This is a genomic window from Pelistega ratti (assembly GCF_009833965.1).
In the GTDB taxonomy this organism is placed as follows: Bacteria; Pseudomonadota; Gammaproteobacteria; order Burkholderiales; family Burkholderiaceae_B; genus Taylorella; species Taylorella ratti.
In genome coordinates this window covers 19,194-32,642 of record NZ_CP047165.1, presented here as the reverse complement: position 1 = coordinate 32,642, position 13,449 = coordinate 19,194, and the positions used below count along the sequence as shown (strand labels likewise).

Annotated in this window: 13 protein-coding genes, 1 tRNA gene and 1 pseudogene; 4 read left to right on the top strand and 11 right to left on the bottom strand. The window is 37.2% G+C overall.

Annotation, left to right across the window (positions count from 1 at the left end; translation table 11 throughout):
• Positions 1-96: 96 nt before the first annotated feature.
• Together rluB and scpB are read right to left on the bottom strand one after the other, a co-directional pair.
• The gene (gene rluB / locus F9B76_RS00145; RefSeq protein WP_243140648.1) at positions 97-1,638 is read right to left on the bottom strand and encodes a 23S rRNA pseudouridine(2605) synthase RluB; all 1,542 of its coding nucleotides are present in this window, start codon (positions 1,636-1,638) and stop codon (positions 97-99) included.
• Between the two features lie 357 nt (positions 1,639-1,995).
• Positions 1,996-2,508: pseudogene (gene scpB / locus F9B76_RS00140) on the bottom strand (SMC-Scp complex subunit ScpB); the annotation flags it as partial.
• A gap of 76 nt (positions 2,509-2,584) precedes the next feature.
• Between scpB and F9B76_RS00135 the strand changes: the two are divergent.
• Positions 2,585-2,661: transfer RNA gene (locus F9B76_RS00135), tRNA-Met, on the top strand.
• A gap of 273 nt (positions 2,662-2,934) precedes the next feature.
• Here F9B76_RS00135 and gltA read toward each other — a convergent pair.
• The 7 genes from gltA to F9B76_RS00100 form a co-directional block, all read right to left on the bottom strand.
• Entirely contained in the window at positions 2,935-4,242 is a 1,308-nt protein-coding gene (gene gltA, locus F9B76_RS00130) for a citrate synthase (RefSeq protein WP_159990262.1), read from the bottom strand.
• A gap of 50 nt (positions 4,243-4,292) precedes the next feature.
• Positions 4,293-4,553, bottom strand: coding sequence for an FAD assembly factor SdhE (locus F9B76_RS00125; RefSeq protein WP_159990261.1), 261 nt, complete (start codon positions 4,551-4,553; stop codon positions 4,293-4,295).
• Between the two features lie 3 nt (positions 4,554-4,556).
• Positions 4,557-5,273 (bottom strand): succinate dehydrogenase iron-sulfur subunit, encoded by a 717-nt coding sequence (locus F9B76_RS00120; RefSeq protein WP_159992012.1) that lies wholly within the window; start codon positions 5,271-5,273, stop codon positions 4,557-4,559.
• Between the two features lie 8 nt (positions 5,274-5,281).
• Positions 5,282-7,066, bottom strand: coding sequence for a succinate dehydrogenase flavoprotein subunit (gene sdhA / locus F9B76_RS00115; protein WP_159990260.1), 1,785 nt, complete (start codon positions 7,064-7,066; stop codon positions 5,282-5,284).
• On the bottom strand, positions 7,067-7,447 hold the full coding sequence (sdhD, locus tag F9B76_RS00110) for a succinate dehydrogenase, hydrophobic membrane anchor protein (RefSeq protein WP_159990259.1): 381 nt from the start codon (positions 7,445-7,447) through the stop codon (positions 7,067-7,069).
• A complete protein-coding gene (gene sdhC / locus F9B76_RS00105; protein ID WP_159990258.1) occupies positions 7,447-7,854 on the bottom strand; it encodes a succinate dehydrogenase, cytochrome b556 subunit in 408 nt (135 codons plus the stop codon). Before sdhC ends, sdhD begins: the two co-directional genes overlap by 1 nt.
• Before the next feature lie 107 nt (positions 7,855-7,961).
• The gene (locus F9B76_RS00100; RefSeq protein ID WP_243140647.1) at positions 7,962-8,702 is read right to left on the bottom strand and encodes a GntR family transcriptional regulator; all 741 of its coding nucleotides are present in this window, start codon (positions 8,700-8,702) and stop codon (positions 7,962-7,964) included.
• Positions 8,703-8,933: 231 nt separating this feature from the next.
• Here F9B76_RS00100 and F9B76_RS00095 point away from each other — a divergent pair, with 231 nt between their 5' ends.
• Together F9B76_RS00095 and F9B76_RS00090 are read left to right on the top strand one after the other, a co-directional pair.
• A complete protein-coding gene (locus F9B76_RS00095) occupies positions 8,934-9,923 on the top strand; it encodes a malate dehydrogenase (protein WP_159990256.1) in 990 nt (329 codons plus the stop codon).
• A gap of 328 nt (positions 9,924-10,251) precedes the next feature.
• Positions 10,252-10,527 carry a GNAT family N-acetyltransferase gene (locus tag F9B76_RS00090; RefSeq protein ID WP_159990255.1) on the top strand — a complete coding sequence of 92 codons (276 nt, stop codon included), beginning with the start codon at positions 10,252-10,254 and terminating at the stop codon, positions 10,525-10,527.
• Between the two features lie 150 nt (positions 10,528-10,677).
• Here the strand turns inward: F9B76_RS00090 and F9B76_RS00085 are convergent, their stop codons facing one another.
• Both F9B76_RS00085 and F9B76_RS00080 read right to left on the bottom strand, forming a co-directional pair.
• The gene (locus F9B76_RS00085) at positions 10,678-11,595 is read right to left on the bottom strand and encodes a hypothetical protein (protein WP_159990254.1); all 918 of its coding nucleotides are present in this window, start codon (positions 11,593-11,595) and stop codon (positions 10,678-10,680) included.
• Positions 11,596-11,815: 220 nt separating this feature from the next.
• Positions 11,816-12,403: an isochorismatase family protein gene (locus F9B76_RS00080; RefSeq protein ID WP_159990253.1), complete on the bottom strand. Its 588-nt coding sequence runs from the start codon at positions 12,401-12,403 to the stop codon at positions 11,816-11,818.
• Positions 12,404-12,513: 110 nt separating this feature from the next.
• Here F9B76_RS00080 and F9B76_RS00075 point away from each other — a divergent pair, with 110 nt between their 5' ends.
• Positions 12,514-13,395, top strand: a complete 882-nt coding sequence (locus F9B76_RS00075; RefSeq protein WP_243140646.1) for a LysR family transcriptional regulator — start codon at positions 12,514-12,516, stop codon at positions 13,393-13,395.
• Positions 13,396-13,449 lie beyond the last annotated feature (54 nt).

Sequence of the window (13,449 nt, the reverse complement as noted above, 5' to 3'; positions counted from 1 at the left end):
TAAGTATAACTATAATAATCTATTTTATACTTAAAAAAATATCAGCTATAGCAATTACTATAGCTGATACACTCAGTATATATTCTGTACTAAATACTAATAATTTTTCTTATGAGCATCCCAGAAAAAACCCAGTTGTGATTCATGCGCATTATTTCCTTTAGGTTGCCAATCATCACGGGTACGCGTATTACGACGTGTAGTATATAAACGAGAAGTTTTTTTAGGGTTTTGTGTTTCTGTTGTACTAGCATGAGACAAGCGCGAAGAGGATTTCTTCACAATAACAGTCGTCCCTTTCCGTAATGTACGAGGTTTTTGTTGAAGGGTATTTCGCGGTGTATGAATACTAAAGGTAGAAGAAACATCAACTGCATTTTCAAAACCTGGTGGCATTGCATTATCATGCGAAATAGCATAAGAAGGACGGTGACGAGTATATTTTTTAGTCACCATCTCTTCCTCAGATTTACGAAGACCAAGACGTTCCATTAAAGCGAGTACAAGACTAGCATCTAACTCTTCCCATGCACCACGGCGTAAGTTGCGAGGTAAACAAATATCACCAAAACGAGAACGAATCAATCGACTAACGAGCAAACCAACCGCTTCAAACATACGGCGAACCTCACGATTACGCCCTTCATGAATCGTTACACGATACCAACGGTTACTTCCTTCACCGCCAATATAGTCAAGACAGCCAAACGTTGCTAAACCATCATCAAGCATAATACCTTTTAATAATTGCTGACGTTGTTCTTCTGTTACTTCCCCTAATACACGCACAGCATATTCACGTTCACTACCATAGCGAGGGTGCATGAGACGATTGGCTAAATCACCCGATGTTGTAAAAATTAATAATCCTTCTGTATTTAAATCCAATCGCCCAACAGAAACCCATTTTCCCGTACGCATTTTAGGTAATCGAGAAAAAACAGTTGCTCGATTTTGAGGATCATCCATAGTAACAATCTCACCAGCAGGCTTATGATAAAGAATAACTCGAGGAGGACGATCTACTTTAGGACGTTGCACTAAACGACCATTTACTCGCACAACATCTTCTGAACCAACACGCTGTCCAATATGGGCTGGCTCACCATTTACAGATACCCTCCCCTGAAGGATAAGCTCTTCCATATCACGGCGAGAGCCTACACCTGCATCTGCTAATACTTTATGTAATTTAGGCATAATAGTATCAGAGCTTAAATATTTGCCTAGCTTTCTTTCTAATTTATCGTGGTGTTGGTCAAGATAATTAAGTACTTGATGTTGCTCTTTTTCAAATAAAGCAGCATTCGCCTCATCTTCTTGAATCGCTTGTTGCAGAATTAAATCCTGATTACTCACAAATGAAGGTTTTTTATGAGGATTTTTAGTATATGTCTTATGTTGAAGATTTCGGCGACTACGCAACATTGGACTTCTTAATGTTTTACCCTTTGAGGTTTTTTCTTCTTTAACAGGGAGAGTAAATTCTGTAGGTGATGTGCTAGGTGTTGTTGGTTTCTCTTCTATTATTACTTTCCGGCGGCGGAAAGGGGTACGAAGTTTTCTTCCTTTTTTAGCCGTATCATTTATTGAAGTTGTATCGTTTATGTTGTCTAGGAAATCCTGTGTTTCACTCATGATATAGTTATCCTTTAAATTTGAAATAATTATTGTTGATGTAAAATAGTAAATTAAGTCATTAAATCATTAATAAATAATTAGCAGTATCTGCCAGAAATTTTTCTATACAGTAGGTGACTCATCTACAGGTATATCTTCTGCACTATTGTCAGTCATACTACCTTGAGCTAAAGAACGGTTATCCTCTTGCTCAGTCGGTACGATATGCTCTGTATCCATCTCATTCTCTGTATTTATATCTTCACGTATAGTTGAGTTAAATACTTTTTCACCCTCTTCATTAACAAGTGCTAGTTGTTGTTCTTGCAATAATTGTGCAAGCTCAGGGGTATTTGCTTTTAAAAGCTCAATATCTGATTCAATAGAAGGTAGTTCTGTGAGTGTTTTAAGACCCATATCATCAAGAAAATGATGTGTTGTACCAAATAAGGCAGGACGGCCTGGTCCTTCTTTATGTCCGACTACCTCAATCCAGCCTCGGTCTTCCAACGTTTTAATGATTTGAGAAGAGACGGTTACACCACGAATATCCTCAATATCACCTCGAGTAACGGGCTGCCGCCATGCAATGATGGCTAATGTTTCCATCACGGCACGAGAATATTTAGGTGGTTTTTCTGGACTCAGACGTTCTAGATATTTTTGCATATTGGGATGACTTTGAAAACGCCACCCACCAGCAACTTCCACTAATTGTAACCCTTTATTGAACCATTCGCTTTGTAAATTTAATAATTGTTGTTTTATTACATCATTTTTAATATCATCTTCTTGAGCAAATAGTTTAGATAATGTACCTATTTTCATAGGTTCGCTTGCACATAAAAGTGCTGTCTCTAAAACTTTCTTGAGTAATTCTTCTTTCATTTTAGGGTAATCTATAAAATAATTTAAAAAAGGACTTGCTTTATTATACCATTAGTTCTATAATTATATCTTCTGACGCGGGGTGGAGCAGCCTGGTAGCTCGTCGGGCTCATAACCCGAAGGTCGTAGGTTCAAATCCTGCCCCCGCAACCATTCTAAGTTTTTTAATATTGTTCTCCTTAAATATATTAAAACCCTGAAGCCTATTCAATGCATTTGAATAGGCTTTTTATTTATCTTCATTACACTTATTCATAATATCTAAACCCATTCCCTCTAAACCCTTTTCCCTACAGCAATAAAAAAACTTGCCCCTATTGAATCAACAGAAGCAAGTTTTCCATGATCCCCTTTATTAACAAAAGGAGGAAACTCTTTAGACTATTCTATTACAATGAATAAAATTTTCTAATGGCGCCACTATTCTTAACGACTTGTAATATCAGGTACGTTACGAAGTGAATGGCCCACATATAACTGACGAGGACGACCAATTTTGTAGTTTTCATCAGATAACATTTCATTCCATTGTGCAATCCAACCAACGGTACGCGCTAATGCGAAAATAGCGGTAAAGAGTTGTGTTGGAATACCAATAGCACGTTGAACAATACCTGAATAGAAATCAACGTTAGGATAGAGTTTACGTTCTACAAAATATGGATCTTCTAAAGCAATACGCTCTAATTCCATCGCCAATTTGAATAATGGATCGTTTTCTAAACCTAAAGCTGCCAATACTTCTTTGCAAGTTGCTTGCATTAATTTAGCACGTGGATCATAGTTTTTGTAAACACGATGACCAAAACCCATTAGACGAACGCCAGAGTTTTTGTCTTTTACTTTCTCCATGAACTCACCAACTTTAGCAATACCACCATTGGCCTGAATATCTTCAAGCATATTCAAGCATGCTTCATTTGCACCACCGTGAGCAGGCCCCCATAAGCACGCAACACCTGCAGCAATGGCTGCAAATGGGTTGGTACCAGAAGAACCACATAAACGAACGGTAGAAGTAGAAGCATTTTGCTCATGGTCAGCGTGTAAAGTAAGAATACGGTCAAAAGCACGTTCAACCACTTCATTGACTTTATAATCTTCGCATGGTGTTGCAAACATTTGACGTAAGAAATTACCAGCATAAGATAATTCATTACGTGGATATACATAAGGCTCACCACGAGAATATTTGTATGCCATTGCTACTAATGTAGGCATTTTAGCAATAAGGCGAATCGCTGATATTTCACGATGACGAGGATTTGTAATATCTAAAGAATCATGATAGAACGCAGACATTGCACCAACAAGACCAGTCAAAATAGCCATAGGGTGTGCATCACGGCGGAAGCCACGTAAGAAGAAATGCATTTGCTCATGAACTAAATTATGATGATTCACAGAGTAAGTGAATTCCTCTTTTTGCTGTGCATTAGGAAGCTCACCATTTAATAATAAATAGCATACTTCTAGGTAATCACATTTTTCGGCTAATTGTTCAATCGGATAACCACGGTATAACAACTCACCTTTATCACCATCAATATAAGTAATGGCTGATTCGCACGAAGCGGTTGACATAAAACCAGGGTCAAAAGTAAATGTTTTACTTTGTCCGTATAGCTTACGAATATCTAATACATCAGGACCAATAGAACCTGAATAGACTGGAAGCTCAATAGGTGCGTTACCATCAATATTTAAAACTGCTTTTTTATCAGATAATTTCATAACTGAATTCTCCTTAATGTTATACCGGAATTACTCCGTTGTCTCTTCCGCTAGGCTTCATTCATGAGCTTTACTAACCGTTTAATATTAACAGTATCATAGTCTCCGGTTAATTCTGCTCTGCCAAGTAATACGTCAAGCAACGAATTATCATCCAATTCAAAAAGATGAGTTAAACTTTTGACATCGTCATCAGTCAACTCTGCCTCAAAGCGGTCTAGAAAACGTGTAATAATAAGATCATTTTCTAGTAACCCGCGGCGAGCACGCCATCTCAGACGTGCACGCTCTAGCTCTGTTAAATTTGCCATAACTTAAACAGTACGACGTACCAACATTTCCTTGATCTTACCAATTGCTTTGCTTGGATTGAGACCTTTCGGACACACATCCACACAGTTCATAATGGTATGACAACGGAATAGACGATACGGATCTTCCAAGTTATCCAAACGTTCTCCTGTCGCTTCATCACGGCTATCCGCAATAAATCGATAGGCTTGTAATAAACCTGCTGGCCCTACAAACTTATCAGGATTCCACCAGAATGATGGACAAGAAGTAGAACAGCAAGCACATAAAATACATTCATAAAGACCGTCTAACTCTTCACGAGCCTCTGGACTTTGTAAACGCTCTTTCTCTGGTGCTGGTGTGTTATTAATGAGATAAGGTTTAATCGAATGATATTGATTAAAGAAGTGTGTCATATCAACGATTAAATCACGAATAACAGGCAACCCTGGTAATGGACGCAATACAATCGGTTCTTTCAAATCACGCAAGTTAGTAATACAAGCTAAACCATTTTTTCCATTGATGTTCATTGCATCAGAGCCACAGACACCTTCACGACAAGAGCGACGGATAGATAAACTATCATCAACATCATTTTTAATGCGAACAATCGCATCTAATAGCATTTTGTCATTAGGCCCTAACTCAACATCAAGTTTTTGCATATAAGGGCGTTCATCCTTATCAGGATCATAGCGATAAATTTCAAATTTTACGATACGTTTAGTCATAATAAATCCGATTAGAATGTACGTGGTTTTGGAGGAATAGAATCTACTGTTAATGGTTTCATTTGAACAGGTTTATACTCTAAACGTCCATCATTTGAATACCATAAAGTATGTTTGAGCCAGTTCACATCATCACGCTCTGGGTAATCATTTAAGGCGTGTGCACCACGACTTTCAGTACGTTGAGAAGCTGATTTAACTGTTGCACGAGCAACTTCAATCATATTTTCAATTTCAAGTGCTTCTTGACGAGCCATGTTAAACACTTTTGATTTATCTTTGAAATAAATATGTTTCGCTTGTTCAGCTACTTCATCAATTTTCTCAACACCTTTATTTAATAAATCTAGTGTACGGAATACACCGCAATGATGTTGCATTGCCACACGAATTGCATTACCCACATCTTGAACTTTTTCACCAGAAGCACGTGTTTCAAGTGCATTCACACGATCAAGCGATTTTTCTACTGAATGCATTGGTAATTCTTGATGAGCTAATTGGCGTTCAGGGTGTGAATCCACAATATGATTACCTGTTGCACGACCAAAGACAACTAAGTCTAATAATGAATTAGTACCTAAACGGTTAGCACCATGTACAGATACCGCCGCACATTCACCAATTGCATAGAGACCATTAACTACTTTATTAGATTGTGTTGCTGCATCCCATGTTAATACTTGACCATGATAGTTAGCTGGAATACCACCCATCTGATAGTGAATAGTTGGCACAACAGGAATAGGCTCTTTAATAGGATCAACGTTTGCAAAACGAATAGCAATTTCACGAATAGACGGCAGACGTTTATTAATAACATCAGCACCTAAATGGTCTAATTTAAGTACGACATAGCTACCATCAGGCCCACAACCACGACCTTCTTTAATTTCTTGGTCCATTGAACGTGAAACGAAATCACGAGGAGCTAAGTCTTTAAGGTTAGGGGCATAGCGCTCCATGAAACGCTCACCATTTTTATTGAGAAGAATACCACCCTCTCCACGAACACCTTCAGTAATTAAGACACCGGCTCCTGCCACACCTGTTGGGTGGAATTGCCAGAATTCCATATCTTGAAGTGGAATACCAGCACGAGCAACCATACCCAAACCATCACCCGTATTAATAAAAGCATTCGTTGATGCCGCCCAGATACGACCTGCACCACCTGTTGCCAGTACCGTTGTCTTGGCTTCTAGGATATAAATATCCCCTGTTTCCATCTCTAAAGCAGTTACACCTAATACGTCTCCATCATCATTACGAATTAAGTCTAACGCCATCCATTCAACAAAGAAATGTGTACGTGCGGCTACATTACGTTGATAAAGAGTATGTAATAAAGCATGACCTGTACGGTCAGCGGCAGCACAAGCACGTTGAACAGGTTTTTCACCGTTATTAGAAGTGTGACCACCGAACGGACGTTGATAAATTGTACCATTAGGGTTACGGTCAAATGGCATACCAAAATGCTCTAATTCATAAACAGCATTAGGTGCTTCACGACACATAAATTCAATAGCATCTTGATCGCCTAACCAGTCAGATCCTTTAACAGTATCATACATATGCCATGTCCAATGGTCTTCTGACATATTACCTAAAGAGGCACTAATACCGCCTTGTGCAGCAACCGTATGCGAACGAGTAGGGAATACTTTTGATAAAACAGCTACCGATAAACCTGCTTGAGAAAGTTGTAATGAACAGCGCATACCTGCACCACCTGCACCTACAACCACTACATCAAACTTACGGCGTGGTAATGAAGAAAGAATCGCTGACATTTAAATTCTCCAAACAATGGCAGCAAAATAGGCCACACAGCCTGCTAACCAAAGAAGTGTAAAAGCAAATAAACCAAGACGAAGCCCGAAGGGTTTTACATAATCCATCCAGACATCACGTACACCCACCCAAGCATGCCATGCTAACGAGAAGAATGCAATCGTTACTAAAACACGCCCTAGAGGGAAGCCAAAACAGGTAAAGGTAAAGAAATGCACCCATTTATCATAGGTAATTTCTGGTGTAAACAAAAGTGCAATTAGAAAACCAATCGCATAAACTGCTAATACAAATGCTGTCAGACGTTGAGCAACAAAATCTATCGTGCCATAATGTGCACCAACTACTCGACGCTTTCTACCGTATTGTTCATCAGCCATTATAAAACTCCAAATAGTTTAATTGCAAAAATGACAGTGAGTGTAAGGCTGATAATAAGTACCGCGATAGCACTCTTTTGCGCACTGACCTTATCCATACCGATATGTAAATCAAGAATGAGGAATCGAATACCTGCACACATATGGTGCATAAATCCCCATAAAGCGACTAACGCCACTAATTTAAGGAAAACACCACCTGCCCCTACACCCATTTGGGCGAATGTTTCTGGACTAGCCACACTATATAAGAATAATGTGATTAGCACAGGCAGACTAAGAAAAAGAAGTACGCCACTAATGCGATGTAGGATCGATACTTTACCCGCAAAAGGTAAACGATACTTTGTCGCAATTAGTTGAATATCGAGATTTCGAAATTCACGGCTAGGTTTTTTAGCTGACATATGAACTAACCTCTATTTTTACAACAATTAACAAATAAAACTCTTCGATTATAGGATTTTTTTGGCACACTGAAAAGTAGAAATCAATTGTAGCAGATAGTTTACCGCTAATTTAAACTATTTCTGTAGTAATAATGCTCTGTTAGGTATAAACCATTACGAATTTCCATTGCCTTATCACCATAGGTATAGGCGATACGATTCACAGAAAGTAAGGGGTATCCTTCCTCGACATTAAGCATACGTGCCACGTCCAATGGGGCTTTCACTGCTCGCAACTTTTCATCACAACGAATTAACTGAACACCAAAATAACTTTCAAACAAGCTATATAGTGGTAGTTTCTCTGTATTCAGTAACTCAAGCGTTAAGTGCTGAAATGAAGGCTCAGGAACATAAATTTCCTCATAAACCGTTGGCTGATTCGACAAATGCATTACTCGTTTGATACAAATAACGAATTGCTCTGGCTTTAACTCAAATAGTTGTCGTTGTTCTTCTGTAGGCGTTTGTTGAGTACAGGATAAGACGATACTTTGTGCGCGTTTTTCATCAGCATGATAAGTATCTGTTGATAATCGTAAAAAGCGATAACGCACTTGAGGTTCATGATGCGTAGCAACAAAAGTGCCTTTTCCCTGACGGCGAATAAGAACATTCTCTGTCGATAATTCATCAATCGCCTTACGGACAGTTCCCTGACTAACCTGAAAACGGGCAGCAAGTTCTTGCTCACTAGGAATCATTAAACCAGCTTTAAATTCACCAGATTCTAGACTTTGTAACAATAAATCTTTAATCTGTTTATATAAAGGACTAAACGAAGCGGAAGATTTCTCTTTGATCACTCGTCTGGTCACTACCTTGTCATTTTTGACCATAACGGTAAATAAAAATGTTGAATGTAGTAGAATTATTTCACATATTACACTAATTGTCCACTCATCTATAAGATATCATATATAAGATATAAGAATGATTGACGAAATCCTTATTTAAGGATAACATTGGGAAGATTCAAACTTTTACTTACTTTTAAAGTAAAGTAACTATTATTTATATTTTATTGGAGCATCATTATGTCTAAACCCGCTATTCGTGTTGCCGTTACAGGGGCTGCAGGTCAAATTGGTTATGCCTTACTATTCCGTATCGCCTCTGGTGAAATGCTAGGGAAAGACCAGCCTGTTATTCTACAACTTCTTGAAATCCCTGATGAAAAAGCACAAAAAGCCCTACAAGGGGTTATTATGGAATTAGACGATTGTGCCTTCCCTCTTCTTCAAGAAGTAACAGCACATAGTGATCCAATGACAGCCTTTAAAGATGTCGATATTGCTTTATTAGTTGGTGCACGCCCCCGTGGCCCTGGTATGGAACGTAAAGATTTATTACAAGCTAACGCACAAATCTTCACTGTTCAAGGGAAAGCATTAAATGCAGTAGCTAGCCGCAATGTGAAAGTACTTGTTGTTGGTAATCCAGCTAATACAAATGCTTACATTGCGATGAAATCAGCACCTGATTTACCTGCTAAAAACTTTACAGCGATGTTACGTTTAGATCATAACCGTGCATTGACCCAACTGGCTCAAAAATCAGGTACACAAGTTAAAGATATTGAGAAATTAGTCGTTTGGGGTAATCACTCTCCTACCATGTATCCAGATATTCGCTTTGCTACCGTCAATGGTGAAAGCTTAGAGAAGAAAATCAATGATGATGTATGGAACAAAGACACCTTTATTCCTACCGTTGGTAAACGTGGTGCAGCTATTATTGAAGCACGTGGTTTATCTTCTGCCGCATCTGCTGCCAATGCAGCTATTGACCATATCCATGATTGGGTACTTGGTACAAATGGTAAATGGGTAACAATGGGTGTTCCTTCTGACGGTTCTTATGGTATTCCAGAAGGTATTATTTATGGTTTCCCTGTTACGACTGAAAACGGTGAATATAAAATCGTTCAAGGTTTAGAAATTGATGCTTTCTCTCGTGAACGCATGGATAAAACCTTAGCAGAACTCACTGAAGAACGTGATGGTGTTGCTGATTTATTAAAATAATATATAAATTATTTTAAATAAGAGCCACGCAAATAAGCGTGGCTTTTTTATACTATTTTATCTAATACATAACTACCCTACCCCTTTAGACTTTCTCTTAGTGCTAGAAAAAAATACCTTTAGCACCTAAAAAATATATTTTTTTACAATTAAAAATAGGTTATACTGAAAATCCTCATTATTATTCTTATATCTCATAACCTATATAATCCCCTTATCCATCATCACTACTGGGTTTATTGGGAGACAACCTTCTTAAACTCGTCCTAATGATTATTAGTTTAGGGGAAATCATTTATTCGTTAATCTATTTTATAAAGGACATCTTATGACAATTCATCATGACACACAAAAACACCTTTTCTTCACCGAAGTAGATGGTCATACCGCTTATATTCATTATGAACCTCAAGGCGATAATACGTTAAATATTCTCCATACTGTCGTACCAGAAGCCATTGGCGGTAGAGGTATAGCAGGAAAAATTACCGAATTTATGCTAAATACAGCCAAAGAAAATAACTACAAAATTATTCCTTCTTGCTCTTATACGGAATCTTATCTTAAACGTCATCCTGAATATCAAGATCTTGTGGCAAAATAGATTGATTTAACAAAGAGTTTATTTTTCTATCAATAATTTTGATGTATCATTGCATTACATCACTGATAACAATAAGGGCAACACAATGGGTTGCCCTTTTTTATCATTTTAGAGGTTTTACATATCCCTCTATATTAATATTCCTCTGTATTAGTTACTCACCTTGATATTTAGCTTTTCAATAACATCTGGAATCATATACGGCATTATTTGTATTTTTCGCCAATCATCTATTAGCTTGACAACAGGATAAGGTTTCTGAGGTTTAGCCGATACCATAATGGTAGAAGCATCACCGCTGAAATATTTTACGATAGCATCACAATACGTATCCGCATGAGGTAAATGTAAAGCTTCTAAATTATCAAGGCATTCTTGTTTTGGTGGAATCAATTCAGGATTCTTTTTCGCATTTGTAGCAATAGCTCCCTTATCCTTAAATTGGATAGAAACTTCCCCTACTGCCATACTACTTGCGAAACCTAATACCCGCAATGGACTAAGTTCATTACTTTGTTCTCGCACAGCATCTATTAGTGTATTGGTATTTTTCATATCAATGGCAAACTCAACATCAATCACTTTCTCTTGATTTAAACCAATATCAATGGTGACATAATTACTGGGGCTATCTTGTTTAATCTTAATATGACTATTTAATAATGGTATATCTGTAATACCTAAGCTTTCTAAAGTAATACCGGGTTGTAATTCTTCTGCAGAGGAGATAATCGGTTGCTTTTGATAATCAGTAATTCCTTTTAAATCAATATCCAGTAAAAAGCGATCATCACTTTTATCATAATCATTGACTTCTAACTGCTCAATGTGGAGTGTTTCTTTTGGTGTCATACCTGATAGAGTAACCTGATGGAAAATAGCCTTTTTGTTTAATCGCCCTTCAACACTTTCCCATTTAATATGTTCTTCTAAATTATTTTTGGCAATATAAGCTTTTGCCTCTGTTTCAATTTTATTAGAAAGAAAATAATTTCCTCCAAACCAAACCCCTGCCCCAATAATAGCCGCAGCAATAACTGTCAAACCAACCTTTTTATTTAATGCCATTTTATCCCTCTAAAGAAATATAAAAATACCTATAAATATCTATGGCATTCTATCAGAATTAGAACAGCATTAACTATTTTATTGATTAGATTATATTTTTATTCCTTTTTGGGGATATTTTTATCTAGTGATAAGGTCTTTTAAAAGACTAGGGTACTTTTCACCCTTATCGCTATAAACCGTAAAAAGCACCCTTCTTAAATAAAGAAATAATCGTCAATTAACTTTGAAAACTCTCTACAATTACACCTAATAATTTTGAACCATTTTCAGAAGACCAATCTTGTGCTAACTCCGCAATGAGTTGATTAGTGCTCGTAATTATTGCTCCCGCTTCTCGCATACGAATTAATGACATTTCATCTGCAAATTTACTGGGTGAGCCTCCTGCATCCGCTACTACTTGCACCTCATACCCTTGTTCTAATAGTGTTAATACAGGATACACTGTACATACATCATTGGTTACCCCAGCAACAATCACTTTCTTACGACCTGTTGCTTTTACCGCATTTGCAAAATTAACATCATTCATCGCATTCACAATGCCTGCTCGCAAAATCCTATTTTCAAATGCTTGTGGTAGGATGGTTTGTAACTCAGGTAGTAAAGGGCCTTGAGCTTGATCCTCCATACTAGATGTTAGTACAACTGGCATATTAGTCGCCTTGGCTGTTTTCGCTAACATCAACGCATGTTTTTTCATTTCATCAAAAGAAATAGAGCCAACCCAGCCCATTGTACCCACCTGATGATCAATCAGTAACATAGTGGCATTATCTACTGTAAATACATTTTTCATAGACATTCTCCTAAGAAATTAATAAAACTAATAAAACATCTTCATTATATTTATTCAAAAAATAAATATAAATAATGTAAAATTGAATTTACTATTCATTATTTTGAATAATTAATATGCTGATAGATGATATGAATCTCTTTGTAGAGGTAGTCAATGCTAAAGGTTTTACCAGTGCCTCTCGTAAACTACATATACCAACCTCTACGATTTCGGTAAGAATCAATAAATTAGAAAAACAGTTAGGGCTACAATTACTTAATCGAACAACTCGCCGAATAGAACTCACTGATATTGGTAAGATTTACTATGATAGAGCTGTCCATATTGTTCAAGAAAGTAAAGCATTACATCAACAATTAAATGGTATATTGACCAATCCAACTGGCATACTACGCATCTCTATCCCTGTTGATTTTGCTTATGATATTCTTTCTCCGCTTCTACCAGAATTTCATCAACGTTACCCTCTCATTCAATTAGCGTTTGATATAACACCTCGTAAGGTGGATATTATTACCGAAACATTTGACATGGTCATTAGAATGGGGGAACAAAAAAATTCCTCTCTTATTAGCCGTAAACTGGTTACGTTAACGCGTAGTTTATATGCCTCAGCCCACTACCTTGCACATTCTGGCATACCCAATACACCAGAAGAACTTATACATCACCAATGTTTACAACTCCACCATCAATCACAATGGCATCTTATTCATCATTCAAAAAAAGAAAAAATGATTGAAATACAGGGTTCTTTTGAAGGAAATAGTGTCGGTATGAATTTACGCTTAGCTTGTGAGGGGTTAGGGATTACGATACTACCCGATATTCTTGCACAACAATATGTTCAAGCAGGTAAAATCCAGCGTATATTACCAACATGGCATGCAAAACCCATTACCGCCTATATCCTCACAACAACTAAACTTTTACCCGCTAAAACACAAGTATTTATTAATTTCTTAAAAGAGAAATTAGCAACAATACCATACTAACCAATAATCTCTCTTATTTATATCACCGTTCTAGCAAAAACCATTTATTCTTTT

Bases quoted from the DNA above. Each gene is read 5' to 3' on its own strand.
- F9B76_RS00090 (WP_159990255.1), top strand. From the start codon at position 10,252: ATGACAATTCATCATGACACACAAAAACACCTTTTCTTCACCGAAGTA.
- sdhA (WP_159990260.1), bottom strand. From the start codon at position 7,066: ATGTCAGCGATTCTTTCTTCATTACCACGCCGTAAGTTTGATGTAGTG.
- gltA (WP_159990262.1), bottom strand. From the start codon at position 4,242: ATGAAATTATCTGATAAAAAAGCAGTTTTAAATATTGATGGTAACGCA.
- F9B76_RS00075 (WP_243140646.1), top strand. From the start codon at position 12,514: ATGCTGATAGATGATATGAATCTCTTTGTAGAGGTAGTCAATGCTAAA.
- F9B76_RS00095 (WP_159990256.1), top strand. From the start codon at position 8,934: ATGTCTAAACCCGCTATTCGTGTTGCCGTTACAGGGGCTGCAGGTCAA.
- F9B76_RS00085 (WP_159990254.1), bottom strand. From the start codon at position 11,595: ATGGCATTAAATAAAAAGGTTGGTTTGACAGTTATTGCTGCGGCTATT.
- sdhC (WP_159990258.1), bottom strand. From the start codon at position 7,854: ATGTCAGCTAAAAAACCTAGCCGTGAATTTCGAAATCTCGATATTCAA.
- F9B76_RS00080 (WP_159990253.1), bottom strand. From the start codon at position 12,403: ATGTCTATGAAAAATGTATTTACAGTAGATAATGCCACTATGTTACTG.
- sdhD (WP_159990259.1), bottom strand. From the start codon at position 7,447: ATGGCTGATGAACAATACGGTAGAAAGCGTCGAGTAGTTGGTGCACAT.
- rluB (WP_243140648.1), bottom strand. From the start codon at position 1,638: ATGAGTGAAACACAGGATTTCCTAGACAACATAAACGATACAACTTCA.
- F9B76_RS00125 (WP_159990261.1), bottom strand. From the start codon at position 4,553: ATGGCAAATTTAACAGAGCTAGAGCGTGCACGTCTGAGATGGCGTGCT.